We start from the raw sequence: 25,269 nt of genomic DNA on the forward strand, positions 1-25,269 counted from the left end.
GGGGCTGACCAATGCACGGTCAGCCCCGCATCTCTAATATAAGATGTGTATTCCACTTGAATCCGTAGGAAAGTGCAGGACGGGTAAGCGTGAAACCCCTGGATAAACGATTGCTGACATACGCGGCAGCGGCCAAGAAATACATCATCTTCATCACTATTTTTGGCACGCTCACGGCAGTCCTCGTACTTGCACAGGCAATCTCGATATCCTCGGCCATCTCCCCCGTTATTTCCGAAGGTAAAACCCTTACGGACGTCTTCCCGTGGGTGATTACGTTGCTGGTAATCGTGACCGTGCGAGCCGGCCTGGTCTATCTTCTAAACTCACGTGCACACCGCGCAGCAAATGATGCCATTATTGAACTTCGCGAGCAGGTGCTTGACCACGTCACCAAGCTCGGCCCCCGCTGGCTAGCCCGCAAAGGCACCGACACAATCACGCTCATAACCCGCGGCCTAGATGACCTAGGACCATACTTCGTGTCCTATCTACCGCAGCTACTCATGACAATGACGGTCACTCCCGTGGCTTTAGCCGTCATGCTTTACTACGACTTCCTCTCTGCCCTCATCGCGGTACTCACCATCCCTCTTATCCCTATCTTCATGATCCTGGTCGGCAAACTCACCCAGGAGTATTCCGACCAGAAACTGAAGACCATGGAGCGGCTTGGGTCCCAGCTTCTTGACCTCATCGCCGGCCTCGCCACCCTAAAAGCCCTCGGTCGCGAGAAAGCGCCTAACAAACACGTGCATCAGCTGGGACAAACCCACGCGAAAACCTCCATGCAAACCCTTCGCGTCGCATTCCTCTCTGGCGCAATCTTGGAGTTCATCGCCACCCTGTCCGTCGCACTTGTTGCCGTTGAGGTTGGCATGCGCCTGGTTTACGGCAACATTTCTCTATACGCCGGATTGATCGTAATCATGCTTGCCCCCGAGGTGTACCTACCCCTGCGTGAAGTTGGAAAGCAGTTCCATAACTCGGCAGACGGTGTAGCCGCCGCCAACGCCGCCTTCGAGATTCTCGAAGAGCCCGTCCAAACCGACGGTAGCATCAAGGCACCAAATCTAGCCCAGGACCTCGTTCAGATTGAAGATCTCCACGTCGCCGCACGCGGCGCATGGGCTCCCGCCGGACTTAACGCATCCATCCAAAGAGGGAAGATCACTGCCCTCGTAGGCCCGTCAGGCGCCGGCAAAACCACGACCGTTATGGTTCTTCTAGGGTTGCTCAAACCAACTCGCGGACGCGTGTTAGTGGGCGGAATTGACCTAGCCGAAATCGATCCGTCTTCCTGGTGGCGGCAACACACGTGGGTTCCCCAAGCACCCGCCATACTGCCGGGAACTATCAGAGAAAACATATCCTTCGGCCTTGACGTCTCACAAGACAAACTTGAAGAAGCAGCGCGCGCAACGGGTTTTCTTGAAGTCGTGGAAAAACTCCCGGCCAAATGGGACACCCCGGTTGGGCAAGGAGGCATCGGACTATCGGTTGGGCAACGCCAACGCCTTGCCCTCACTCGCGCCCTTCTTGAACAAACTCCCTGGGTAATACTCGACGAGCCAACCGCGCACCTGGACGCCCTCACCGAATCACAGGTCCTCGACACAATGATTCGCCTTCGCGACATGGGACGAACCGTTATCGTCATCGCGCACCGCAAAGCCGTAGTTGATGCAGCCGACTCCATCGTACAAATCGAATCACGCCCCGCCACCGAACAGGAGATTCTGGACTACCCACAGCTTGCGGAAAAGACTATTGAACAGTTCTTCCTTACCGAACAGCCCCGACTGTTGGAGGAAACCCGATGAGACTCTTCATTACCAAGCCAGAACGCGCCGCACTCAAGCGACTCATGCCCATGCTGCAGGTAAACAAGGCGCAATTTGCCCTCGCTGTACTACTCGGTGCACTCGGACTTGGCGCCACCATCGGCCTGGGAGCCACATCTGCGTGGCTCATCGCTCGCGCTTCACAAATGCCACCCGTCCTCTTCCTCACCGTGGCCACTGTAGGGGTACGCTTCTTTGGCGTATCCAAGGCAGTTTTGCGCTACGTACAACGCCTCGCTTCACATACCGTTGCAATCTATGGCATCGCAGACCTTCGCGAAAATGTCTACCGCACACTTTCCACGCGCAAAACCGATGCCATCACCAAACTGAAACGAGGTGACCTCTTAGAGCGCACCGGAGCCGACGTGGACGCCTTGGGAGACCTGCTTGTAAAGTCGGTACTCCCCGCTTGGATCGCGGCAGTAGCAGGCATCGGTACCGTGATAGGCATTGCGTTCCTGTCACTTCCCGTAGCGCTAGTGTTAGCTGTCTGCCTACTCCTATCAGGTGTAGTTGGTCCCCTCCTCACCGCCCGGTCCGCCAGAATCGCGCAGCTTGCCGAAGAAAAGGCCCGAACCGAATTAGCCAGTGAGGCCCTGACCCTCACCGACCACTACGCTGAACTTGCCGTATCCGGAAAAATGCAAGGCGTTCGCGACGCCATTCGCAAAACCCAAAACGACCTCACCGTGGCCAAAGATCAGGCTGCGCGTCCCGCAGCATTTGCTGCCGCCATCGACGCAATAGCCATGGGCCTCGCCGTGGCCGGAGCTATAGCGCTTGGTATCCCAGAAGTGCACGCCGGTCTCGTCTCCGTCGTTGCACTCGCCGTGCTTGTACTCACGCCGCTATCGTCCTTTGAAGGAACCGCCGAGCTTAGCCCTGCAGCCGTTCAACTTATCCGCTCCGCACGCGCGGCTACCCGCATCGACGAAATCCTCAACACCGACGAGACGCCAAGCCGAGCGGACATTCCGAAAGCAGAAGGCCCAGTGTTGAAGGCGGAAAATCTCTCCGTAGGATGGCCGGGCGGCCCGATTGTTGCAACCGACATAAACCTCGAGCTAAAACCCGGCTCTCGCCTGGCGCTCGTAGGCCCGTCGGGCATTGGGAAATCCACTATTTTATTCACTCTGGCAGGCATGCTTGAACCAAAGGCTGGACGCGTAACCTTAAATGGCGTGGACATCTACGGTGCCGACCGCGCAGAAGTGGGCAAGCGAGTCTCCCTAACCGCTGAGGACGCGCACATCTTCGCAACCTCAGTACTGGAAAACCTACGCGTGGCTAACCCCTCGTTGACCGAAGATGACGCGATCGCGCTCCTAGACCGCTCGGGCCTACACGAATGGAGGACCAATCTACCAGAAGGACTGGAAACCATCCTCGGCTCTGGCGGCACCACCGTTTCTGGAGGTGAAAGGCGACGCCTGCTACTTGCGCGGGCCCTTGCCGCACCAGCTCCCCTCCTGCTTATTGATGAGCCGGGCGAACACGTTGACAACCGGACTGCCGACAGACTCATCCGCGACCTTTTGACCGTAGATGGGGAAAGCCAAGACCTGGGCGTTTTGGTAGTGACACACCGTCTAACTCCTCTAGATCACGCCCAGCAGGCAATGGTTATCTCCGCAAATGAAGGAGAGCCAGTGACCATAACCGCACGCGGCACCCACGCCGAGCTCGTCGCGGGCAACAACGCTTACCGCTGGGCACTTGCGCGCGAAGGCAGTCTGGAAATCTCCAACTAGGACAAGTCGCCATGTTTGATCTTTTCCAAGCGGATTCCCCCGGGGCGGTGGTGAGCGCAAACTCATCCCTTAAAGCCGACCCCGAGCTCAAAGCCACACTCGGAGCACTCGTTCACGAAGTATGCGACCTCACGCAATCTCCCCAGGGACTGTTCGTTATCCAAGACGTGTGGGGAGCTCCCTCACTTCTCATTTCAAATAACGACCGGTTCGAGAACATGGACGTCCCCGCAAAAACCTTTTTGCGACTCATAGCCGCGAACATTCACCCGAACTCCCCCGTTGTTCTCAACGAGATCAGCCCACAAGTTCTCCAGACCGGCATCACTTTTGACATTAAGAGAGCCGTTGGCGTGCCCGTACTACAGCGCGGGCAACTGCTTGGCCGCCTCGTGGTTTTTGACAAATCTGAACCGTACACCGAGTACGACCTGCGCATCGCCACACACTTTGCAAAAATGATCAGCCTTGAAGCAGAAGTTTCTGAACTTTCCAGGCGCGTAAGTCAAGACGAACAGTGGATCGAAACCAGCCAAGGAGTAACTCAAGCCCTCTTCGATGCGACAGACGATGAGGGGCTAGAACCCGTAGTTGGCGCTATCCAAAACGGGTTGCAAGTAGACACCGTATTGATCATCCTCCCATCAGTTGCGGGCACTTGGGCGTGCGAATTTGCCAGTGGATATATGGCCGAGGAGCTGCTGGGCGCCGTCTTCCCAGAAGGAGGGCGCGCCCTCTTTGTGATCTCGGAGAAGGCGGGCATGATCGTTGAGTCGTTCGACTCTGCTCTCAACGTTAAGCTCGCTCCCCTGCGACACTTCGGCCCCGCCCTATACGCACCCCTCATGAACCGCAATGAAGCAGTTGGCGTGCTCATGCTACTTCGCAAAAAAGGCGCTATCCCCTTTGATATGCCCGACCTTCGCTTCGCCGAAAGTGTTGCACTACAAGGGGCATTCGGCCTAGAAGTATTCGAGGCGCGACACATCATCGAAATGACCGCGCTTGCTAACGAGCGTGAACGCATCAGCGCTGACCTGCATGACTTCGCTATTCAGGAGCTTTTTGCCGCCGGCATTCAAATAACTGCCGCTAAGAACGAACTTGAGAAAATCAATGCGCCAGATGACGCCAAACAATACCTAGATGGAGCCCTCGACGCCATCGACAACTCCGTTGTACAGGTTCGGTCAATCGTGCAAAACCTCAAGGATGATGTTGAAGGAACAAACGTCTTTGAGCGAATCTGCCAGGTGACTTCGGCGGCAAGAAGATCGCTCGGCTTCGCCCCCTCTTGCCTTCTGAATATCGACGGCCGCGCGGTAACTGACGTGCAAGATCCAGTCGTAGAACAGGCCCTATCCCTATTCGGCGATGAGCTAGCCAGCGATATTACCGCCTTCGTTCGCGAAGGCCTCTCCAACGTCGCCAGACACGCGCAAGCAGATGTAGTGACCGTTAATATCGACCTAAAAACTCAAGGTGAACCGCAGATCGATATTGAAATCGAGGACGACGGGATTGGGATCGATCCGAACAGGACCCGCAACTCGGGACTCGCCAATCTAGACAAGCGCGTGAAAAAACACGGGGGCACCATGAGCATCGATAAACGCAGCGACAAGGGCACCACCCTAAAATGCGAATTACCGATCGCGTAACGCTGCTGCTCGGCTTCGGTGCTGACAGTGCCTGGAGCTACGACTGACTACGCCACGGAGCTGACTGCTGCCCCGCTGCCCATGCCATCACTTGAGTGCGCCTCTTCAGTCCCATCTTCGAAAGAAGTGACGTGATGTGGTTCTTCACCGTCTTTTCAGAGATTCCTAGTGTCTCAGCGATCTCAGCATTAGACATGCCCTTTGATATGAGTCCCACGATTCGTCGCTCTGCGGGCGTCAAAGCGGCCATCACATCATCCTGGCCGCCTGCCCTACGGGTGATTGTCTTCTCGTCCAACAACACCTTGCCACCATGTACAAGACGGATAACGCGACTTACTTCCGCGCCGTGGACAGTCTTAAGAATGAATGCCTTGGCTCCGGCCTTACATGACTCCGCAAGCGCGTCATCGTCATCAAAGGAAGTAAGAACTATACATTTCGTATCGGGAAGCGATTTCCGCACGTGATTCATGATGTCTATACCCGTGCCATCAGGTAGCTGCAAATCGACCAACATCACATCGGGAGTAGTCAAGTCTGCCCGGGTTATGGCATCCTGCACACTACCGGCTTCCGCAACTACCTCAAATCCTTCGGTACGGCCGACGAGTTCTATAATGCCGTAGCGGACAATCTCATGGTCATCCACAACCATTACGCGAATATTTGAATCAGTACTGGAATTCTTCATAGCCACTGAATGATTATATGCGAAACCCGAGAGCTTCTCAGCGTAGGTTATCCTTCGGACACCCCTCGGTTACGCCGTCCAGAGCGAGGCTGACACACAGGGCAATAATGATGTGAGCGGCCACTAATAGTGACCTTAGCGATCGGTGTACCGCAGTTAATGCAAGCCTGCCCAACGCGTCCATAAACCGCTAAATAGCGGGCGAAATAACCCGGCTCCCCAACCGTATTCACATACAGTTCATCGAAAGAGGTGCCTCCCGCCTCAATCGACCTGCGCATAACAGCCCGGGCTGCCTCTAAAATCTGATGAACCTCGTAGACACGGACGTTCTTACCCATTCGCTGGCCGTGCACGCCAGCTAAAAACAGAGCCTCGTCCGCATAAATATTACCTATGCCAGACACTATCTCTTGATGCAAAAGCAGGTTTTTAACCGCGCTTCTTGACGCGCGGATCTTTTGCACTACCTGGTCAAGATCAAACGCTGGATCCAGTGGGTCACGCGCAATGTGCGCCGCGGACTGCGGAATCGCATCCAAAGTGGCGCCTTGACCAGCGACAGCTCCGTCCAAAGTAGGAACGCAATCACACACCTCAATTCGCCCGAAGGTGCGCTGATCTACAAACGAAAGCACCTGGCCATTGCTCAAAACGATTCTGGCGTGCTCATGGCGAAAACGTGGACGGTCACCATCACTCAGCCGAAGCTGCCCTGACATGCCCAGGTGAAACACGAGTCCACGGCCACTATCTAACTCCGCCCACAAAAACTTGCCTCGGCGCGCCAGAGCCTCCACTCGTCTGCCTCGGATAGCATCTTCTAGCGCCGCGGGCCCGCCCGGCTGGTTACGCGCCGTACGCTCACCCCAAACGGTTACGCCCGTAGCCGTCTGCCCCACGATATGGGGAGCTAAACCCATGCGGATAGTCTCTACCTCGGGAAGTTCAGGCATTGTTCACTCCAGCTATTCTGCGCTTTTCGGGTCGTCCTCACGCAAGTGGAAATAAGCTGCCTTTGCGGCGCTCGAGTTCGCGGTTTTCTTCGACGTGCCTTCCCCCTCGCCCATCACAACGCCGCCAATCGAAACGGTCGCGCTGAAAATACGCGCATGATCTGGGCCACGGCTCGTCGTTTCATACATTGGCTCGCCAAGGCCCGCCTGCGCCGTGTACTCCTGGAGCGTGGTCTTGTAATCAGACGAACGGCCAAGCTCAACCGCATCCTCCAAGAAGGGACGCAAATGTTCCTCAATAACCCTTCGCGTGGGCTCTAGGCCATGCGAAATGTAGGTCGCTCCAATTAAAGCCTCGACCGTGTCACAAAGAATGGAATCACGATCGCGCCCACCTGTTAAGTTCTCGCCCTTTCCAAGCAAAATATAATCTCCCAGGCCGATGCTTCGCCCCACTTTAGCGAGCGTCACCTGCGAAACTATAGCGCCCCTCATCCGCGACAACTGGGCCTCAGTGCACGTGGGGAACTTAATGAAAAGATGCTCCGTCACGATGATCGACAAAACCGAGTCACCAAGAAACTCCAGCCGCTCATTGTGCGGCAAATCGCCCTGCTCATACGCAAACGAACGATGCGTCAAAGCAAGTATTAAAAGTTCAGGATCCAGCTGAATTCGCCAGCGTCCCAAGAGATCTAGAGGATCACCTGCCGGCCCACTGGCGTCTCGTGATTGTTGTTTACTCACTTTTCATCTTGCTCGAGCAACGCCGCAAGCTTAGCGAAACGCGGATCAATCACCTCGTGCATGTGGTCGCTCGGCAAATCCTCCCACTTCTTGCCACACACATCGCAAAGCCCCCTGCAGTCAGGCTTGCACAAAGGCTGGAACGGGAAGCTCGTCACAATCGCATCCCTAAAGATCGGTTCAAGCGCGATCTCGTCGCCTTCCAAAACCTCGAGGTCTTCGACGCCCTCTTCACCATGCTCCTCTCGCATACGCGCGATAGCTTCAGCAGTGAAGAACATTTGCGATACTTCCGTAGTTTCCACGCCCTCAATTGGCTCGAGGCAACGCACGCACTCCGAACGCACCTGCGAATCAGCGCGCCCTTCAAACAGCACGCCTTCAACGAGGGAACGAACCGTAATATCAACGCTCACAACAGAGCCTGGAACCACCTCCATCACAACCGTGCCAAGGTCCTGTGGCGCCACCAGATCAAGGTGAAAGCTACGCTCCTGATTCGGCTCTGCGGGGAGCGTGCGAATATCCAAGATCGCGCCATTAAACTGGCGATCAGCCATCGCTAATCCCTCCAAGAAAAGTATCTACAAATAGCTAGTGCGCCCCTCGCACAGGGCTACGCAGGAAAACATTTTAACGCCCGGCGCGACGGGCCTCTTGACGAGACTCGATTGCATCCTGGCCGGCATGAGTCTGGTGTGCAATACGATCAATCGCAATAGCGAGCGTCTCCAGCGAATCCGCGCAGTACTGATCGGCGTCTTCGGCAAGTTCCATGGCCTTTTGATGCGCAGAGCTAACGATTTCCTCAGCGCGCTCGCGAGCCTGCACAGAGATGTTCTCCTGCGCGATCAACCCCTCGGCCTCCGCGCGAGCCTGCTCGACTATCTGCTGTGCCTGCTCCTTGGCATTTGTAACCAAGCGCTCGGCCTCTGCCGCGGCACGCTCACGAACAGCCTCGGCGTCTTCACGCGAACGCTGCGCCAAATCATCAGCCTTCTTACGAGCGTCCTCAACAATGCCATCAGCCCTGGCATTGGCCTCATTAATAGTGGATTCAGCGGCTGAATCCGCGCGCCCCATAACCGCATCCGCATCTGCAACCACAGCATCCGCCGCAACCAAATCATCGGGCAATGCCTGACGAGCTTGCTCCAACAAGTCAAGCACCTCAGCCTTGTTAACGAGCACCGAAGCACTCATAGGCAGTGCACGCGCAATCTCAACTAGATCCTCAATCTGGTCAAGAGCAGCGATCACCGTGGAAGGGCCGTACACGTCATCAATAGGCTCCCCCGCCTGCGCGCCCTGCAGATCATCCGAGTAAATATCGCTCATGATTTGGCCCCCTTAGCCACGAATCTTAATATCCAATGTTTCTTTCACGCCTGCACTAACCATAGACGAAACATCACCACCGTTAGCCGCAACTTCCTTAACAGTCGTAGAAGAAATGTGAGCAAGCGCCGGGTTAGTAGCGAGCAGAACAGTCTCAATATCGCCTAGCTCGCGGTTAATCGTAGCCTGGGGAAGCTCAAACCCCGCATCAACCGCGGAGCGAAGCCCCTTCACGATCACATCCACGTCATTTTCAACGCACCACTTGGCCAACAGTCCGTCAAGAGCTCTAACCTGCACACCGGGCATCCCCGCCGTGCTTTGTTTAGCAAGCTCCACGCGTTCCTCGATTGAAAACCAGTACTTTTTAGACAGGTTGTCTCCCACTCCAACGATTACTTCGTCAAAGAGGTTCGCGCACCTTTTAACAATGTCGAGGTGACCGTTTGTGAACGGATCAAAGGAGCCTGGAAATACTGCGCGTATCATGCCTCCACGCTACCGGTTTGCCGCGAAAAAGTTAGGAACCACACCATGGTTTCGCCCCATTTCTTGACCGACTCACGCTGGTACGAAGATGGCCACTGCGGTTCGGGGGTGCGGGCTGACAGTTCGACTACTACAAGAGCGTCTTCCTCTAAGAATTTCTCTATATGTTCAAGCACGTTGCGTAGCAGGCCCATATCAATACCGTAAGGAGGGTCTAGGAATGCCAGGCTAAAAGAGTGAATGCTCTCAAACTTCGCTGCGTCAGCTCGAACCACCCGCACATTGGGGAAACCGTTTTTGCTCACGTTGGAGCGCAAAACCTTTAGGGCGCCCGTCGAGTTATCTACCAACGTGGCGCTGGCCGCTCCTCGCGAAAGCGCCTCAAACCCCAGCGCACCCGAACCGGCAAAGAGGTCCAGCACTCTGGCTCCGCGAACCTCTCCCCAACTCTCTAAACGCGAGAATAGAGCCTCTCTTACCCGCTCAGACGTTGGTCGCGTACCGGCTGCAGGCACCTCCAGCCTGCGCCCGCCAAACGTTCCTGAAACAATCCGTGTCATACGTAAAGCCTACGCGATGTCATGAGCGTTCCATCCACTCAGCGGCCCGGTCCATCCGGTTCGCCGACTGCAGCAGCTGCGGGTGGGTGCTTAGGGACATGTCTTCTTCCAACAGCGTTTCCGCGTACTTGCGAGCAGCTTCAATAATCGCCCCGTCGCGCGTGACCCGCAGGGCCTTCAACGAAGTACGCGCACCTGACTGGCTCTCGCCCAGCACGTTACCTTCCCTACGCAGCCTCAAATTTGTCTCCGCTAACGCGAATCCATCCGTAGTGGAAGCAAACGCCTCCAAACGCTTCATCGACTCTGGGGCAAGTCCCGTTCGGTGGTGCGCCATGCAAATCGCTTGCTGACCACCGCGACCAACTCGTCCTCGCAACTGGTGCAACTGAGATAGACCAAACTGTTGCGCATCCAAAATAACCATCATCGAGGCGGCAGAAATATCTACACCTACCTCAATGACCGTTGTTGTTACCAAGATAGGGGTGGTTCCATCATCAAACCGATCGATTGCCTCAGCCTTCTCTTCTGCGCTCATGCGCCCGTGTAGCAACCCAACCTCAATACCCCCTAGCTGGGGAAGACTGGCCAGCATCTCGCGGCTATCGATCACGTTGGCCAACTGCGAATCATCACCATCGGCCGAATCTATTCGAGGAGCCACCACAAACACGCGGCCGCCGGCCACAACTTCTTCTTTGGCTCTCTCCCACATACGCTTGTTCCAAGCGTCATTCGCCGCATCAACGAGGAAAGTTTGAACCTCTTTACGGCCCTTCGGTAGCTCGCGAATAGTGATCGCGTCCAAATCCCCAAAAACCGTCATTGCGATTGTGCGCGGAATAGGCGTAGCCGTCATGGTTAACATGTGCGGAACTATTTGGCCGCCTTCACGAAGTCGATCGCGTTGAGCAACACCGAAGCGATGCTGTTCATCCACCACCACAAGCCCCAGATTAGAAAACTGGAGCGAATCCTGAATCAGCGCATGCGTACCCACGAATATCGCCGGCTGGCCCGAAGATGCGAGTACAGATACATCGCCACGATGTTTGGACTTAGACGAACCCGTAAGGAGCTCCACCGGGACGGGCAGCATTCTTGAAAGTGACACCGCATGCTGAGCTGCAAGCACTTCCGTGGGAGCCAGTAGGGCAGCCTGATACCCCGCATCCACCGCAGCCGTCATTGCGAGTCCAGCCACCACTGTCTTACCCGCACCAACATCGGCCTGCAGTAACTTTTGCATGGGATGCTCACCCGCCATATCTGACAGGATTTGCCCCAAGACCTCTTCCTGGCCGGCCGTCAAGGTGAACGGCAACGCAGCCTTTGCAGTAGCAAATGCTTCCCCCGCTTCTATGCGAGGCGCCGTAGCATCTTTACTGCGGGCACGACGGCGAAGCAAAGCCGTTTGCAAAGTGAGGGCTTCGGCCCATCTAACGGTTAGTTTGGCACGCGCAATTTCCTCATCAGATTGTGGATCATGTAACTGCCTCAGCGCCTCAACGTACGTCATGAGGTCGCGATCTTCGCGCAGTTTTGGCGGAATTGGATCGAGGACATTACCGGGCTTCAACATCGCCGCAATAATCTTCGCGGACTTAGACGTAAGCCAGCTTGGACACTTCGAGTTAGCCGAGTAAATCGGGATCGGACGATCCGCGCGATCCTTCGCATCACCCTGCTCAAACCGCTCAAAATCAGGATGGGTCAACTGCAGGCGACCGCGATAGGAAGATACCTTTCCCGCAAATAAATGCGACGACCCGGGAGTAAGCATCCTCTCATGCACCGACAGCGCGCCCGGATGGCGGGCAAAAAAAGTTGCTTTGATACTCTTGTAGCCGTCCGTAAGTTCAACTGATAGACGCACTCCCCCATTGCGGTTGCGCACCAGCTGCGCAGACTCCACCTGCGCGAGCAACGTCACGTCCTCTCCCTCATGAATCGCTGCGAGAGGAGTTAGCTTGCCCCAATGCCCGTAGCGCCGCGGGAAGAACATGAGCAAATCTGACGCCGTCTCCAGCCCTAGGGAGGCAATCTTCTTAGCCGTGCGCGGCCCGAGCAGACGATCCAACGGCGAATCAAGTAACTGCGGCTTGCTAGGAACGGAAGCACTCATCGATTTACCAACACCACCTGGGTGCGATTATCACGCGCATACTCCACGTACTGCGTGGCTCCGCGATCATCAAGCGCCATCTCAATCGAATGTCGCAGAAGCATGTCCGGTTCAGGCGCGATCATCACAACTCGTTCCAGCCCGTAACCAACCAATTGCTTAAGAGAGAATGACACCGTTTGCGGGTCCGCTTCCTCTAGGACCGCAACGCGTGCCTTCGCAGCCCTCGCCGCCGACTCGAGCAGATCGCGAGTGATCTTGGCCGTTCGATCCCCCACCTGCGGCATGAATATGGGCGCTGCCTTCCCCGCAAGTACGCTTACCGCCACGTCAGAATAAGGCGGCGTATCACTCACCACAAAAACTTCGGCAGATTTTAGAGCAAGCCTTTTCGCGCGCATCGCAACCTCAGCGGCGTCCTCATCACCTGCCACCACAAGGCTTACCCGGGAGGGAGCTGACAGCATGAGCTCAGAAATCAAAACCGCGTCCTGACGAATCGGATTCAAAATCACGTGCGCTCCAGTAGAGGCAACCTCCTCCAAGAAATGCTCATTACGCAACAGAGCAATTACGAGCACAGTTTCGGGGCGCTGCCACGTGGGGCGAGAAAGATACAAAACGCCCGACTCTTCTTCTTGCACGGCCAGTTCGTCATATCCAATCAACTCCCCATAGCGGGCATCCTTAACTACGATATGGCGCGTCCACCCAACCTTGGGTAAAACCGCGGCGGGGTCGGATGCGTCAATGTGGAAACGCCACGTACCCATTCCAAGCTGATCCGCGCTACCCTGCATCGAATACCGATAGCCCCGCTCATCCAGACTCGCCCGGAACTCCGCAAGGTCCTCCGCCATGCAATCTACGTGAAAATCAACGGAGAACTGCGCCCCCTCATGCGGAGCCTCGCTACTTTTTGAGATCTTCGTCGACTGCGCGAGCGAACGCATCATGTCACGCGCTACCTCAAGTGGAGCAAGAGAGTTCTCGTAGACCGAATGCAGCGCCGAAATCATCACTGCGAACACGCACGCACCCGGGTTTATCCACCCGCTAGTAGCCTCTATTAGCGCATCCTGGACCACCATCGATGCGCGGCCAACCATCATGTGCGCCGCGTCAATCGGATCCGGCGTATCCAACGCCACCGCTCGTGCCGCCGTAGCCATCTCCATTAGCTCTGGGGCAGGCGTTGAAAAAGCATCCTCCAGCGCGTTTGGAAGAGACGCGAGGAATGCGCGCATATCAATCGGTCTTACCTCGTTTGCCGAGGTAGCCGATGACAATGCCGCAATAATGCTCGTTATCAGTATGCCCACATGGCCCGCGGACCCCGCCCGTGCATACACCGTTAGTGCCTGTAAGAACGTGGACGCCGAATCTACCTCTTCGCCAGAGCGTTGCATTAACCGTTTTACCGCGGCGAACGAACGAGCCGCGTTAGCTCCCGTATCAAAATCTGACCCGCCCAAAGCATTCAAGTCATCCAAGAATGGGGCGAGCGCATCAAGCGCCTCGCCGCAACGGTCGATAAACTGAACAATGTCTTCCCCGCTCAGTGCGGAACGATACTGGCTGGTCATAGACAAATGGTCTCATAAGACACGGACTAAATGAGGGAGTCTAACTGCCAGCAAAGCCCATACTGTGGTCCACTAGACACAAAAACACGCCCCGATAGTTGGCAAAGGAGCCTTCATTTCGATAGTCTAAACAGGTTGCCTGAGGTGCGCGTACCCGTGTGCCCCAGCAGTGTTCAGAAATGAACAGTTGTATGAGACTTTACTAGGAATCGGAGATAAACCGTGGCTTCTAAGTGCGACGTGTGTGGCAAGGGACCCGGCTTCGGCAAGAGCGTTTCGCACTCCCACGTGCGAACCAACCGTCGTTGGAACCCCAACATTCAGCGTGTGCGTGCAGTCGTTAATGGCACCCCTAAGCGCCTCAACGTATGCACCACCTGCATCAAGAGCGAGCGCGTTACCCGCGCTATCTAAGCTACCGCTCTTACTGTGTTCGCCCTCGAAAGAGGGCGAATTTTTTATACCGCCAGGCCCTGCCCATCTTGAATTCCTTAATAAGACGGGAACATCTTAGCTGTTGACGCAACGGGCTAGTTTGTTATCCTGGCGAATGATGATCCCAAGATTAGGAGGATATTTGGCGCACTAATCGGTCATTTCGCGCGTGCTCCCTCGCGTATTCTCTATGGGAATTAAGGATTATTTATGTCTGACCAGAACTCTAATTCGATGGTCTCCCCTTCCACGTCTATTTCTGAAGCGCGCAAACAAGACCGAAATGTTCGCGCCGACACGTCATTTTTTGGCCATCCTCGTGGATTGGCAGCACTTTTCAATCTGGAGCTGTGGGAACGTTTCTCATATTTAGGTTTCCAAGCTATCTTGGCTCTCTACTTCGCCGACGCTATAGCCTCAGGAGGACTAGGCTACGATCAGCAAACCGCATCTTCTGTGGTAGCAGCATACGGTGCTCTAGTTTATTTGTTGGCCCTCGTCGGTGCTTGGATAGCGGACCGAGTTGTCGGTACGTATCGCTCCGTTCTATGGGGTTCCGTCCTTATTGCCAGCGGACACATTTTTATGGGAATCCCCCGAGAGTTCTCAACCTGGGTCGGTTTAGCTCTAATTATTCTCGGTACGGGTCTATTGAAGCCAAATGTCTCGACAATGGTCGGAGAGCTATACGAGCAAGGCGATAGACGGCGCGACGCAGGGTTTTCAATCTATTATTCCGGAATCAACATCGGCGCTTTCTTGGGCCCGCTCGTTGCTGGTTTTCTTGGTCAAACCTACCACTGGCACCTTGGATTCGCAGCGGCCGCAGTGGGGATGATTATCGGAATATTTTTCTTTATCCGCGGACGTTCCTCGTTTGCTGGGAAGGAAAGATCACAACGAATCCAAAACTCCTTCGAATTTGATGCAAATTTTTGGAAAACTACCGCGGCTGCTACAACAGCAATTGTAATTGGCCTCGTTTTTTTCTTCGCCACCGATGCCACTTTGGGAACGCTGGTGAACCTGGTAACCGGAGTTTCTGCGTTAGTTCCTTTTGTTTTTATTATCTGGATGGGACGTTCGGATTCTGTTACCCCTACGGAAAAACGCAATCTTTTGCCTTTTTCCCTGTTGCTTATCGCCCTTGTGGCATACAACCTCACGTACTTCCAGACAGGCAATACTTTGAATTTCCTGGCCCTGGAACAAACCTCAAACACGATCGGAGGTTTTTCCTACCCATCCACCTGGTACATATCTTTAACTGCGATCGTCGAGATCATAATGGGACCTGTTCTTGCTTGTATCTGGGTAAAACTTGGCAAACGGCAACCTCATGTGGCTTCGAAAGTTGGCATGGGTACGATGCTGGGTGGTGTTGCATTTCTAATGGTCACACTCGGTCAAACCTTAACCCCGCGTGGCGCCCTTATGTCGAGCATTTGGATGGTCTCTTGCTACGTTTTCCTCGGGCTTGGAGATTTGATCTTGCAGACCTCCGGGATGTCCGCAACCACGAAGCTCGCACCGCGCGCATTTGCCTCTCAAACTATGGCACTTTGGTTTGCCGCAATGGCACTAGCGCAGGGTATCCAGGCACAAATCGTTAAATTCTTTACATACGAAAATGCAGCATTTTATTTCGGTATTCAAGGAATCATCATCGTAGTTTACGCAATACTACTTATGGCTCTAACACCGTGGATGCGTAAACGTATGAAGCACGTTGTCTAGGAGGCGACTCAAACATGAAATACATTGAGCAGTTCCCCTTTGAACACGAAGTGATAGAAGAGTGGATCCCTTTATCTGATGGAACAAAACTTTGGATGAAGCGTTGGATGCCACAGACCAATCATCCAGTACCTGCCATTTTGGAATATCTACCATACAGGGCCGGAGACTGGACAGCCCCACGCGATTACGAACGGCACCCTTTCTACGCCGGGCATGGCTATGCTTCGATCCGAGTCGATATTCGAGGCCACGGCAACTCCGAAGGCGTACCGGGAGACGAGTACAGCCCTCAAGAACACGCCGACGGCGTTGAAGTGATCAACTGGATCGCACAACAGGATTGGTGCACAGGCAATGTGGGAATGTTCGGCATTTCCTGGGGCGGCTTCAACTCGCTTCAGCTGGCTGCACTGCACCCAGAACCGTTGAAAGCAATTGTCACCACCTGCTCGACAGACGATCGGTACGACAACGACGTGCACTACCTTGGTGGGTCGATGCTGGGTGTTGACATGCACGCATGGGCTGCCACTATGTTGGCCTTCGAGTCACGCCCCTTAGACAAACGTGTTTGGGGTGAAAAGTGGCGAGAGAAGTGGGAGTATCGACTAAACCGAATGGAGCCATACATCGACACGTGGCTGAGTCACCAAAGAAGAGACTCCTATTGGGAGCACGGCTCCGTATGCGAAGACTACTCCCAAATAAATGCTGCTGTTATGGCTGTAGGTGGCTGGTACGACCCGTATCGCGACACTGTATTGCGTCTTTGCGAACACCTTTCAGCGCTTGACAAAAATGTTAAAGGACTACTCGGGCCTTGGTCTCACCAGTATCCCGATCGTGATCTACGTCCCGGACCACATATAGATTTTCTAAATGAGACCCTGCGCTGGTGGGACCACTGGTTAAAAGAAAAGTCCAATGATGTGGTTAATGAGCCGTTGTTGCGTACTTGGATAACAGATCCGATTCCACCTCGTTCCGTCTACGATGAAATGCCCGGACGTTGGGTTGCTGAAACCAGTTGGCCGTCCCCAAACATCGTGCCAACCACTCTCAACTTCGAAAAAGGCTGTATAAACACGGTAAAAACTAATGCTGGTCATGTTCTCGTTGATTCTCCTCATGATACGGGACAAGCTGCAGGAAGGTATTTCCCCTTTGGAAATGCAGCTGATCTACCTGTAGACCAGCGAGCTGATGATGGCAGATCGGTAACGGTCGACTTCGAAGTAACTGAATCGTTCGAGATCTTGGGAAATGCGAAGTTAAAAATGCGTGTGAAAACCCAAGCTAGCGGCGGGCAACTCTACGCGCGTTTGAACGACGTCTCACCCGCGGGTGAATCAACGCTGGTAACTCGTGGAGCACTTAACCTTAGCTCCCGCGAAGGTCGTGACAAGGCAGTTCCAATGCCCACGGATGAATGGGTGGACGTGGAGTTCGCGATGACTGGAATTGGATATCACTTTGCGGCTGGCCACGTCCTGCGCATTGCAATCTCTAACGCGTACTGGCCGTGGATCTGGCCACAACCCGATTCGGGTATGATCACCCTCGATCTAACCGGTTCTCATATCGAGCTACCTGTCCGGCCGATCCCCGCTGCTGGTAGTGAACGCGCGAAACTTGATGCCGCTATTCATTTCGACGAGGCAGTGCAACCCGTGCCATTGGACGTGAAATATCCGGAAGCTGGACTGGCCGGATCGCGCAGGCCAGAACGGCTTATCTGCACCGATGTAGTTGCAAAAACTACCCTACTGCAAGTAGATCCCGCATATGGCGGTACCCGCATTTATCCTGACGGGTTGCACTTTGACGAGGACTCAGTAGAACGATATTGGATACAGTGGGATGACCCCACCACGGCGCGTACAGAGTCGCAGTGGCGGATCAAGCTAGAACGCCCAGAACTTGACTGGCAAGCGCGGGTGGAAGCCGATACCCGTATTACTTGTGACGACGCCAATTTCTATACTGAATCAGACGTCAAATGTTACGACGGCGACGAAGAGATTTTCGCAAAAGTTTGGAAGCGTACCATTCCAAGAGAAGCTTCCTAACCCCCTACTGGATTTTAAGTTGAATAACCACCTTAGGTGGTTATTCAACTTAAAACGTGAACGTGAAAACACTGGCACTGGCACTTCTGGAACCGACCACCTTACTTGCTCTGCATGATGATCAGGAGTAATTACATCGTCTTTGCAAGTGATCCCATCCACCAGCCGGATACGACTCGTCATCAAGCGTGACCGTTCCTACTTCCCCGCCGGTCACGTCACCGATAATCCTGAACGGGGGCGGCACGTTTATATCCGACGGGAACGTGGCCAGCAGCGCGTGATCCTCTCCGCGGTTGAACAGTCCTATCTTCTCGACCAGTTCCCAAGTATTAAGTTGCCCCACATCCAGCTGTTTTAAAGCAACATCGAGCCACGGCTGGTGTTCATCGACAATATTTTTCAAAAATGACCTAGACAATCGCATTGAAACTTTCGATGCTTTCGCAATCCGCGAGAGGTCAATACCAAGACCATCTGAAACATCGATCATTGCAGTTGCGCCCGCGTTAGCAGCTATAGGTCCCGCCTGGAGCGGAACCTTAGGAACCCGATAGAACGAGAGCGGATAATGATAGAATCCAAGCGCTTCTGCGCTGCGGAGGGCGGGGTTTACCACATGGTTTTGTAGCAACGCCAATCCAACGCCACTAACCCCAATATCGCCCGCGTAAGCGATTACATCACCCGGCTTTGCTTGTGCGCGCGTCACGAGGCGGTCACAATAACCAAATGCAGTGACCGCCAGCGTGAAATCTCTCCCGCTCGTGATATCTCCTCCGATAACTCCTGCACCAGTTTTCGCTACCTCACTACCGAAGCCCGAAACAACCTCGAGGATCCAATCCTCATCGCTTCCAGGAGGGATAACCATTGCGACCACGAGGCCCGAGGCGCGGCCTCCGCACGCTGCGATATCGGCGAGATTTTGGACCGCAGCCCGCGCCCCAATCTCACGAGGAGTAGACCAATCACGTCGAAAATGCTGCCCCTCCACGAGCGCGTCCGTTGTAACGAGAAAACTCCCCTCCGGCGCCTCAACCAATGCGCAATCATCACCTGATCCAAGCATTGTTCGCGTCCCTTCGGGGAGCACTTCGCGCATCCGCGCAATCAGCTGTCCTTCGCTACTCATATCCGCACTCTATGGCGCGCCTTTGCAGTGGCAAACAGACAAATCGCGGCGGCTGCTGAGACGTTCAACGACTCGGCGTGCCCGCCCAGCGGAATTGACACGGAATGATCAAAAACCGATTCATCGAGCTGTGCAAAACCGTGCGCCTCGTTACCAAACACCCAGGCCACGGGCGCGGCAAGATCGAGCGATTCCATGCCATCTTGAGCATCAAACAAGTTCACGCTACCGTGTCCATCCGCGGCCACCAAAGACATCTTGCGGGACTTCACCCACTCCGCGACCTCGTCGAAACCAACGTTCACGATCGAGGGCAAATGAAAAACAGAGCCGGCCGAAGCGCGCACAACTTTTGGAGATGAAACGTCAACCGTTCCTGAACATGCGATCACGGCGTCGGCCCCAGCGGCATCCGCCGCTCGAATGATATTACCCGCATTACCCGGATCTTGAGTCTGCCCCATGATCACAACGAAATCCCAATCAACCTTGGGCAGACCATCGGTGCGGAAATCCTTGACCACAGCGGCAACACCCTGCGCCGAAGGGGACATAGCCTTGGCTACCTGCTCCGTCATCGGGTGAACCCAACGGGTTGCCTTTAACGCGTCACGCAGAAGCTGCGGATCGCGCTGCTCCACCTCTTGTGAAATATAGACATCCACCAGGTCTTTGCCGCAAAACCGCACGGCCTCACGCACCGCTTGCGGCCCTTCTACAAGAACTTCACCACTACGCCTACGTGCCGAACGCCCGGCCAATGCTGCAACCTTACGAATGCGATCAGCATTCGGATTGTCCAGCAAAGCCGGGCGTTTGGAACGTGGCTGAAAATCAGCCGACATGCTTAGTTCTTCGGAGCGTTAACGTCTGCCGGAAGAGCGGCCTTCGCGGTCTCGACGAGGGCGGTGAACGCCTTCGGATCCGAAACAGCCAGGTCAGCAAGCATCTTGCGGTCAACCTCTACGCCAGCCAGGTTAAGACCCTGGATGAAGCGGTTGTACGTCATACCGTTCTCACGGACCGCAGCGTTGATGCGCTGAATCCAGAGGCGACGGAAGTCACGCTTGCGAGCGCGACGGTCGCGATAGGAGTACACCATTGAGTGGGTAACCTGCTCCTTAGCCTTACGGTAAAGGCGGGAACGCTGACCGCGGTAGCCGGATGCGCGCTCAAGAGTAGTGCGACGCTTCTTACGAGCGTTTACAGACCTTTTAACTCGTGCCATGAAAGTCTCCTGTTAAATCTAAAACCGCGGGTTACATACCCAGTAGGCGGCGAACGTTCTTCTCATCTGCTTTTGCAACTACCTGGTCGCGCGATAGGCGACGGGTGCGGGTAGAAGGCTTGTGCTCCAGGAGGTGACGCTTACCGGCCCTCTCACGCATAAGCTTTCCGCTTCCCGTAACGCGGAAACGCTTCTTCGCACCGGAGTGCGTCTTCATCTTCGCCATGTTTCTTCCTTTTTCTACTAGTCAAACGCGGGGGCTCTAGCTGCCAGACTTTGCTGATCTCTCAGCTTGGCGATCCCGCTTTGCTTGGCGCTCAGCTTCACGACGGCGACGCTGTTCGCTCTTTGCCTCAGACTTCTTACGAGTTGGTGCGAGAACCATCGTCATGTTGCGACCATCCTGACGCGGTTTAGACTCCACCACGCCAAGTTCAGCAACATCCTCAGCCAAACGCTCAAGCAAACGAATACCCATTTCCGGGCGAGACTGCTCGCGGCCACGGAACATGATCATGACCTTGACCTTGTCACCACCATTGAGAAACCGCTCAACGTGACCCTTCTTGGTCTCGTAATCGTGATCGTCGATCTTTAGGCGGAAACGGATTTCCTTCAAAACCGTGTTTGCCTGGTTTCGACGAGACTCACGTGCCTTTTGCGCAAGTTCGTACTTGTACTTGCCAAAGTCCATCAGCTTCGCAACCGATGGACGCGCATTCGGGGCAACCTCAACTAGGTCAAGGCCCGCCTCTTCAGCTAACCGGAGGGCGTCAGCCACACGCACGACGCCGACCTGTTCTCCTTCAGGTCCCACGAGGCGTACCTCTGGGACTCGGATTCGGTCATTAACACGAGGCTCGTTGATAAGTTGCTCCTTCAATAGTTCCCTGGTGACACGAAGAGGGCCTTCGCGCCGTCAGCACACGAAGACCCCGAAAATAACGGCTGAACCGCCGTAGTATTTACCCGGTTCCGGTGGCCGTAAGGCTTACCCTCGAAGAGGTTGGAACCCAGGTGGGATTACTCCGCTTGCTGTTGGCATTCATTTGAACGCCTACTGGTTGAGACTCTCGCTCAACAATCAACAGTCAGTTTAACAAATTTGCCGCGCTAATAGCGAACTGCCGGTATGGAGTCCGTCACGCCTGCGCCACGACGGTTGGTACTATTTCCACCAGTTCTGCTGCCGGACGCAACCTGGGCGTGGCCGCAATCTGTTGTAAATCACGAGTCAGACTCTCTTTAGATGCACCCTGCAAGATACCAACTGCGAGGCGCAAGGTGGCACCCGCACTGGGTAGCGGCTTTATAAATGCAATGCGTGGTGTAAGGCGGCCGGCAAGCTCTTCGAGCAGCTCGCCATCCTGCCAGGCAGGAAGCCACCTATCCCCGTGTGCCAAAGCTACCGTTGCCGGCCGCGGAATACGTATGTCAGATCGACCCTTGTCAATCACTAGGCGCCCCGAGGTTTGGGCAACCGCCAGCATAGCTACCCGGCGAGCAGGCATGGGTACCGGTCTAGCGTCCGCATCCCACTCGTTCATAGCGTCAGCGCTGGTAAAAGCAACAACAGCAGGCCCCTGCTTCGTTTGCGTAACCGAGACCTCACCTTCCTCACATGCTCCGCCTTCCACTACCGCGGGCACAAGCAGACGCTCATTTTCTAAAGCCTCTACTAGGGCCACCAGGCGGCCCGCCGAATCTTGAAGCGTCAAAGCAGCCGCTGTTTGCGGAAGGGTTTGGCCGGCCTCGCTGGCATCAACCGACTGGTTTAGCCTTGCCTGCAGGCTCTCGAATGAGTGCTTAGGCACTTGCGACCTCCAGGGCCTGTTCCAAGGTGAAGGCGCCGGAATATATGGCTTTACCAACGATCACGCCCTCCACGCCCTCATCTTGAAGGGGCAAAAGCGCGCGAATGTCATCCAGCTTAGACACGCCGCCCGAAGCGATTACCGCCGCATCGGTATGTGCACACACCTGCTTTAAAAGCTCAATGTTAGGTCCAGTGAGCGTCCCGTCCTTGGCAACGTCAGTAACCACGTAGCGCTCGCAACCAGCACGGTCCAAAAGTTCAATCATCTCGAACAGGTCACCGCCCTGCTTGGTCCACCCGCGAGTTGCAAGAGTAGTACCGCGAACGTCCAAACCCACCGCGATGCGATCGCCATACTCGCCAATAACGCGCTTGGTCCACTCGGTGTTTTCGATAGCTGCGGTGCCGAGATTCACGCGTCTTGCTCCGGCCTGAAGCGCCCGGTTAAGTGACTCATCGTCACGAATACCGCCCGAAAGCTCAATGTTAATATCCACACTTCCGGCGATTTCGTGCGCGAGTTCCGCATTAGACCCGCGGCCAAACGCGGCATCCAAATCAACCATGTGGATCCACTGCGCGCCTTTAGCCGCAAAATCGGCGGCAATCTGTGCTGGCTCACCGTAGAACGTCTCGGTTCCAGCTTCACCTTGATGCAGGCGCACAGCGCGACCGTCTACAATATCGATGGCAGGTAGAACAATCATTTTGCTTCCTAAACTCGTTTGGGAAAACCAAAGCCGCGCCCTTTCGGAACCGGACGTTCCGTAGCATGCACCGCGTCCGGGTAATCTTGCGGGCGAGCCCTACCAAGTAGCAGGTCTTCAGCGCGGATATCGATCGAGTTGATCAATAGGCCAGCAGGGATCGCATCCTCCGGCTTGCCGTTCACATAACGCCTGGCATACACCGATCCGGAAACCAACGAATCTTCCTCCGCGAGCGTAGATACCACAGCTACCGCCCCGAACTTCGAAAGCTTTGAAATAACCTTTGCGAAGCGGTCAACCTCTTCGGGCATGGGGCGTTCTTCACCCAGTAGGCTCTCGAACTCCTCTTCCTCATCATCCGGGTCCAATTCTAGGTAGAGGACGATTTGGTGATCGATTGGCACAATCCACCTGGCGATCTTGTACATGCCGAGCATGCGAGCAACTGCGGAGGCTGGACGCAGGGGCGCGAAGATAAGGCCGATACGTTGCGCGCCTTCCTCCAGGTGCAGACTTTCATCAACCGGCTCGTCCGGATCCGCCTGCTCTACCTGATCATCTTGCCGCGCAGTCGTGTCTGGCTCTGAGGCGCCTTCGTTCGCATCCGGCTCTTCCATACCGGCAATAATGCGTTCGAATTCCTCATCAATATTGCGCTCGCTCACAGTGCGCCCTTTGTGGACGGAATGCCAGAAGCTCGCGGATCCATTTCAACAGCTGCGCGCAATGCCCTCGCCAACGCCTTAAACTGCGCTTCAACAATGTGGTGCGGGTCGCGACCGCGAATCAAGTCCACATGCAGACAGATGCCCGCGTTATATGCCAGGGACTCAAAAACATGCCGGGTCATTGCACCTGTAAAGTGACCGCCAATCAGGTGGTAAACCTGCTCGTGGGGTTCCCCCTCATGCACCACGTACGGGCGGCCCGCAAGGTCTACCACTGCCCGGGCAAGCGCCTCATCGAGTGGTACCGTCGCATCTCCATAACGCCGAATCCCGCTCTTGTCGCCCAGCGCTTGCTTCAGTGCCTGACCGATGCAAATAGCCGTGTCTTCAACCGTGTGGTGAACATCTACCTCAACGTCACCATTTGCCTCAATCGTCAGGTCTATTAGCGAATGCTTACCAAGCGCAGTCAGCATGTGGTCGTAAAAGGGAACGCCCGTATTGATCTGGGTTTTGCCAGTGCCATCCAGGTTCAACTCAACTCGAATCGTGGACTCAAACGTTGAACGCTCCACGACGGCCGTACGCGGATTCGACATTCTCACAAGATCTCCTCTAACGCCGCTCGAAAACGAGCGTCTTCTTCATCAGTACCTACACTAACCCGAAGATACCCTTCCGGGCCCACAACACGAATCAGAACGCCTCGCTCCAAAAGTTGTTCAAAAATGCGCTCGCGATCCGCAAACTTACCAAACAGGACGAAGTTCGCATCAGAATCGGCGACCTCCAGCCCCTTGCCGCGCAACCAGATTACGAGGTCATCACGTGTAGTACGCATGTGCGCCACCTGACTCATCAGCTCTTTCGAGTGTGAAAGTGCCGCGAGCGCCACCGCCTGCGTGGTAGCAGAGAGGTGGTACGGAAGGCGAACCCGCATAACGTGGTTAACTATTTCGCGCGAGGCTGCGAAGTAACCCAGACGCAATCCGGCCATTCCAAATGCTTTCGACATGGTGCGGCTGACAACGACGTGCGGATACTCATCCAGGAGAGTCAGCGCAGAGGGGGTGCCTTCGCGACGAAACTCGGCGTAGGCCTCGTCGATCACCAAAACCGTGTCGGTTTGGGCTCCCCCTATCACGGGACCACTTCCACGGGTTGCTTCGGCAACCAGGCGTACCTCTTCTAAAGTTAGAGCCGTACCCGTCGGGTTATTTGGAGAGGCCAGGACCAACACGGAAGGTTTCGTGCGCGCAATCTGTGCCTCAACCTGTTCGAGATCAAGTTTGAAACCAGCGCCGCGCGTGCCAGCAACCCAGTTTGTACCCGTGTCGCGAGCGTACTCGTGATACATCGAATAGGTAGGGGCAAAAGATAACAGCGTTCTGCCCTGGCCCCCATAGGCCTGCAAAAGGTGCAGCATGACCTCGTTGGAACCGTTCGCAGCCCAAATACGTTCCTTCTCAACCATTACACCCGCTTCCTCATACAGATAGTTAGCTAGTGCGGCGCGAAGTTCCATGAAGTCGCGATCAGGATAGCGATTCATAGTAGGCAGAATCTTAGCTACTCGCTCCAAAATGGAGGCGATCACCGCCAGCGAAGGCGAATACGGATTCTCGTTTACATTTAAGCGCACTGGAACTTCGAGTTGCGGTGCGCCATAGGGCTGTACACTGGCTAGCTCTTCACGCAGAGGTAAAGTCAT

25 protein-coding genes are annotated in these 25,269 nt (G+C 55.1%); 6 read left to right on the forward strand and 19 right to left on the reverse strand.

What is annotated here, in order from left to right; genetic code table 11:
• Positions 1 to 110 precede the first annotated feature (110 nt).
• The 3 genes from cydD to HMPREF1628_RS07160 are packed head-to-tail and all read left to right on the forward strand — an operon-like array spanning position 111 to position 5,259.
• Positions 111 to 1,823 (forward strand): thiol reductant ABC exporter subunit CydD, encoded by a 1,713-nt coding sequence (gene cydD / locus HMPREF1628_RS07150; RefSeq protein WP_232219415.1) that lies wholly within the window; start codon positions 111 to 113, stop codon positions 1,821 to 1,823.
• Positions 1,820 to 3,598 carry a thiol reductant ABC exporter subunit CydC gene (gene cydC, locus HMPREF1628_RS07155; RefSeq protein WP_034510274.1) on the forward strand — a complete coding sequence of 593 codons (1,779 nt, stop codon included), beginning with the start codon at positions 1,820 to 1,822 and terminating at the stop codon, positions 3,596 to 3,598. The genes cydD and cydC overlap by 4 nt, the downstream gene beginning before the upstream one ends.
• Before the next feature lie 11 nt (positions 3,599 to 3,609).
• Complete coding sequence (locus tag HMPREF1628_RS07160) at positions 3,610 to 5,259, forward strand: sensor histidine kinase (protein ID WP_052038978.1); 1,650 nt, start codon at positions 3,610 to 3,612, stop codon at positions 5,257 to 5,259.
• 37 nt (positions 5,260 to 5,296) lie between these two features.
• On the opposite strand, the gene HMPREF1628_RS07165 is transcribed toward HMPREF1628_RS07160, so the two are convergent.
• From HMPREF1628_RS07165 to HMPREF1628_RS07205, 9 genes are all read right to left on the reverse strand, one after another.
• On the reverse strand, positions 5,297 to 5,953 hold the full coding sequence (locus HMPREF1628_RS07165; protein ID WP_232219417.1) for a response regulator: 657 nt from the start codon (positions 5,951 to 5,953) through the stop codon (positions 5,297 to 5,299).
• 47 nt (positions 5,954 to 6,000) lie between these two features.
• The gene (mutM, locus tag HMPREF1628_RS07170) at positions 6,001 to 6,909 is read right to left on the reverse strand and encodes a bifunctional DNA-formamidopyrimidine glycosylase/DNA-(apurinic or apyrimidinic site) lyase (protein WP_034510282.1); all 909 of its coding nucleotides are present in this window, start codon (positions 6,907 to 6,909) and stop codon (positions 6,001 to 6,003) included.
• A 12-nt stretch (positions 6,910 to 6,921) separates the two neighbouring features.
• Entirely contained in the window at positions 6,922 to 7,656 is a 735-nt protein-coding gene (rnc, locus tag HMPREF1628_RS07175; protein WP_034510287.1) for a ribonuclease III, read from the reverse strand.
• Positions 7,653 to 8,216, reverse strand: a complete 564-nt coding sequence (locus tag HMPREF1628_RS07180; RefSeq protein WP_052038979.1) for a YceD family protein — start codon at positions 8,214 to 8,216, stop codon at positions 7,653 to 7,655. The genes rnc and HMPREF1628_RS07180 overlap by 4 nt, the downstream gene beginning before the upstream one ends.
• Before the next feature lie 73 nt (positions 8,217 to 8,289).
• The gene (locus tag HMPREF1628_RS07185; protein ID WP_034510290.1) at positions 8,290 to 8,994 is read right to left on the reverse strand and encodes a hypothetical protein; all 705 of its coding nucleotides are present in this window, start codon (positions 8,992 to 8,994) and stop codon (positions 8,290 to 8,292) included.
• Positions 8,995 to 9,006: 12 nt separating this feature from the next.
• Entirely contained in the window at positions 9,007 to 9,483 is a 477-nt protein-coding gene (gene coaD / locus HMPREF1628_RS07190; protein WP_034510294.1) for a pantetheine-phosphate adenylyltransferase, read from the reverse strand.
• On the reverse strand, positions 9,480 to 10,043 hold the full coding sequence (rsmD, locus tag HMPREF1628_RS07195) for a 16S rRNA (guanine(966)-N(2))-methyltransferase RsmD (protein ID WP_034510296.1): 564 nt from the start codon (positions 10,041 to 10,043) through the stop codon (positions 9,480 to 9,482). The genes coaD and rsmD overlap by 4 nt, the downstream gene beginning before the upstream one ends.
• A 19-nt stretch (positions 10,044 to 10,062) precedes the next feature.
• A complete protein-coding gene (locus HMPREF1628_RS07200) occupies positions 10,063 to 12,171 on the reverse strand; it encodes an ATP-dependent DNA helicase RecG (RefSeq protein ID WP_034510298.1) in 2,109 nt (702 codons plus the stop codon).
• Positions 12,168 to 13,757, reverse strand: a complete 1,590-nt coding sequence (locus HMPREF1628_RS07205) for a hypothetical protein (RefSeq protein ID WP_034510300.1) — start codon at positions 13,755 to 13,757, stop codon at positions 12,168 to 12,170. Before HMPREF1628_RS07205 ends, HMPREF1628_RS07200 begins: the two co-directional genes overlap by 4 nt.
• 222 nt (positions 13,758 to 13,979) lie before the next feature.
• Between HMPREF1628_RS07205 and rpmB the strand changes: the two genes are divergently transcribed.
• From rpmB to HMPREF1628_RS07215, 3 genes are all read left to right on the forward strand, one after another.
• Positions 13,980 to 14,171, forward strand: coding sequence for a 50S ribosomal protein L28 (gene rpmB / locus HMPREF1628_RS08905; RefSeq protein WP_072341093.1), 192 nt, complete (start codon positions 13,980 to 13,982; stop codon positions 14,169 to 14,171).
• Positions 14,172 to 14,402: 231 nt separating this feature from the next.
• Positions 14,403 to 15,929, forward strand: a complete 1,527-nt coding sequence (locus tag HMPREF1628_RS07210) for a peptide MFS transporter (RefSeq protein WP_052038980.1) — start codon at positions 14,403 to 14,405, stop codon at positions 15,927 to 15,929.
• Positions 15,930 to 15,943: 14 nt separating this feature from the next.
• Positions 15,944 to 18,001: a CocE/NonD family hydrolase gene (locus HMPREF1628_RS07215; RefSeq protein ID WP_034510302.1), complete on the forward strand. Its 2,058-nt coding sequence runs from the start codon at positions 15,944 to 15,946 to the stop codon at positions 17,999 to 18,001.
• Positions 18,002 to 18,122: 121 nt separating this feature from the next.
• Here HMPREF1628_RS07215 and thiL read toward each other — a convergent pair whose 3' ends face one another.
• From thiL to HMPREF1628_RS07265, 10 genes are all read right to left on the reverse strand, one after another.
• The gene (gene thiL / locus HMPREF1628_RS07220; protein WP_034510305.1) at positions 18,123 to 19,136 is read right to left on the reverse strand and encodes a thiamine-phosphate kinase; all 1,014 of its coding nucleotides are present in this window, start codon (positions 19,134 to 19,136) and stop codon (positions 18,123 to 18,125) included.
• Positions 19,133 to 19,981 carry a TrmH family RNA methyltransferase gene (locus HMPREF1628_RS07225; RefSeq protein ID WP_034510306.1) on the reverse strand — a complete coding sequence of 283 codons (849 nt, stop codon included), beginning with the start codon at positions 19,979 to 19,981 and terminating at the stop codon, positions 19,133 to 19,135. The genes thiL and HMPREF1628_RS07225 overlap by 4 nt, the downstream gene beginning before the upstream one ends.
• Positions 19,982 to 19,983: 2 nt before the next feature.
• Complete coding sequence (gene rplT / locus HMPREF1628_RS07230; protein ID WP_034510308.1) at positions 19,984 to 20,364, reverse strand: 50S ribosomal protein L20; 381 nt, start codon at positions 20,362 to 20,364, stop codon at positions 19,984 to 19,986.
• A 31-nt stretch (positions 20,365 to 20,395) separates the two neighbouring features.
• A complete protein-coding gene (rpmI, locus tag HMPREF1628_RS07235; protein WP_034510310.1) occupies positions 20,396 to 20,590 on the reverse strand; it encodes a 50S ribosomal protein L35 in 195 nt (64 codons plus the stop codon).
• Between the two features lie 36 nt (positions 20,591 to 20,626).
• Entirely contained in the window at positions 20,627 to 21,247 is a 621-nt protein-coding gene (gene infC / locus HMPREF1628_RS07240; RefSeq protein ID WP_034510313.1) for a translation initiation factor IF-3, read from the reverse strand.
• Between the two features lie 259 nt (positions 21,248 to 21,506).
• A complete protein-coding gene (locus tag HMPREF1628_RS08725; protein ID WP_052038981.1) occupies positions 21,507 to 22,178 on the reverse strand; it encodes an SseB family protein in 672 nt (223 codons plus the stop codon).
• On the reverse strand, positions 22,171 to 22,887 hold the full coding sequence (gene priA / locus HMPREF1628_RS07250) for a bifunctional 1-(5-phosphoribosyl)-5-((5-phosphoribosylamino)methylideneamino)imidazole-4-carboxamide isomerase/phosphoribosylanthranilate isomerase PriA (RefSeq protein WP_034510315.1): 717 nt from the start codon (positions 22,885 to 22,887) through the stop codon (positions 22,171 to 22,173). The genes HMPREF1628_RS08725 and priA overlap by 8 nt, the downstream gene beginning before the upstream one ends.
• Positions 22,888 to 22,895: 8 nt before the next feature.
• On the reverse strand, positions 22,896 to 23,555 hold the full coding sequence (locus HMPREF1628_RS07255; protein WP_034510316.1) for a hypothetical protein: 660 nt from the start codon (positions 23,553 to 23,555) through the stop codon (positions 22,896 to 22,898).
• Positions 23,552 to 24,157, reverse strand: a complete 606-nt coding sequence (gene hisB / locus HMPREF1628_RS07260) for an imidazoleglycerol-phosphate dehydratase HisB (protein WP_034510317.1) — start codon at positions 24,155 to 24,157, stop codon at positions 23,552 to 23,554. Before hisB ends, HMPREF1628_RS07255 begins: the two co-directional genes overlap by 4 nt.
• 2 nt (positions 24,158 to 24,159) lie before the next feature.
• Positions 24,160 to 25,269: a histidinol-phosphate transaminase gene (locus HMPREF1628_RS07265; RefSeq protein ID WP_034510318.1), complete on the reverse strand. Its 1,110-nt coding sequence runs from the start codon at positions 25,267 to 25,269 to the stop codon at positions 24,160 to 24,162.

Origin of the sequence: Actinomyces sp. S4-C9, assembly GCF_000758775.1 — a bacterium.
GTDB lineage: Bacteria > Actinomycetota > Actinomycetes > Actinomycetales > Actinomycetaceae > Gleimia > Gleimia europaea.

Coding starts and splice junctions, on each gene's coding strand:
- rpmI (WP_034510310.1), bottom strand. CDS start 20,590: ATGGCGAAGATGAAGACGCACTCCGGTGCGAAGAAGCGTTTCCGCGTT.
- coaD (WP_034510294.1), bottom strand. CDS start 9,483: ATGATACGCGCAGTATTTCCAGGCTCCTTTGATCCGTTCACAAACGGT.
- HMPREF1628_RS07165 (WP_232219417.1), bottom strand. CDS start 5,953: ATGAAGAATTCCAGTACTGATTCAAATATTCGCGTAATGGTTGTGGAT.
- HMPREF1628_RS07160 (WP_052038978.1), top strand. CDS start 3,610: ATGTTTGATCTTTTCCAAGCGGATTCCCCCGGGGCGGTGGTGAGCGCA.
- rplT (WP_034510308.1), bottom strand. CDS start 20,364: ATGGCACGAGTTAAAAGGTCTGTAAACGCTCGTAAGAAGCGTCGCACT.
- HMPREF1628_RS07210 (WP_052038980.1), top strand. CDS start 14,403: ATGTCTGACCAGAACTCTAATTCGATGGTCTCCCCTTCCACGTCTATT.
- HMPREF1628_RS07200 (WP_034510298.1), bottom strand. CDS start 12,171: ATGAGTGCTTCCGTTCCTAGCAAGCCGCAGTTACTTGATTCGCCGTTG.
- rsmD (WP_034510296.1), bottom strand. CDS start 10,043: ATGACACGGATTGTTTCAGGAACGTTTGGCGGGCGCAGGCTGGAGGTG.
- mutM (WP_034510282.1), bottom strand. CDS start 6,909: ATGCCTGAACTTCCCGAGGTAGAGACTATCCGCATGGGTTTAGCTCCC.
- HMPREF1628_RS07180 (WP_052038979.1), bottom strand. CDS start 8,216: ATGGCTGATCGCCAGTTTAATGGCGCGATCTTGGATATTCGCACGCTC.
- cydC (WP_034510274.1), top strand. CDS start 1,820: ATGAGACTCTTCATTACCAAGCCAGAACGCGCCGCACTCAAGCGACTC.
- HMPREF1628_RS07265 (WP_034510318.1), bottom strand. CDS start 25,269: ATGACTTTACCTCTGCGTGAAGAGCTAGCCAGTGTACAGCCCTATGGC.
- HMPREF1628_RS07185 (WP_034510290.1), bottom strand. CDS start 8,994: ATGAGCGATATTTACTCGGATGATCTGCAGGGCGCGCAGGCGGGGGAG.
- HMPREF1628_RS07215 (WP_034510302.1), top strand. CDS start 15,944: ATGAAATACATTGAGCAGTTCCCCTTTGAACACGAAGTGATAGAAGAG.
- hisB (WP_034510317.1), bottom strand. CDS start 24,157: ATGTCGAATCCGCGTACGGCCGTCGTGGAGCGTTCAACGTTTGAGTCC.
- HMPREF1628_RS07205 (WP_034510300.1), bottom strand. CDS start 13,757: ATGACCAGCCAGTATCGTTCCGCACTGAGCGGGGAAGACATTGTTCAG.
- priA (WP_034510315.1), bottom strand. CDS start 22,887: ATGATTGTTCTACCTGCCATCGATATTGTAGACGGTCGCGCTGTGCGC.
- HMPREF1628_RS07225 (WP_034510306.1), bottom strand. CDS start 19,981: ATGTCGGCTGATTTTCAGCCACGTTCCAAACGCCCGGCTTTGCTGGAC.
- thiL (WP_034510305.1), bottom strand. CDS start 19,136: ATGAGTAGCGAAGGACAGCTGATTGCGCGGATGCGCGAAGTGCTCCCC.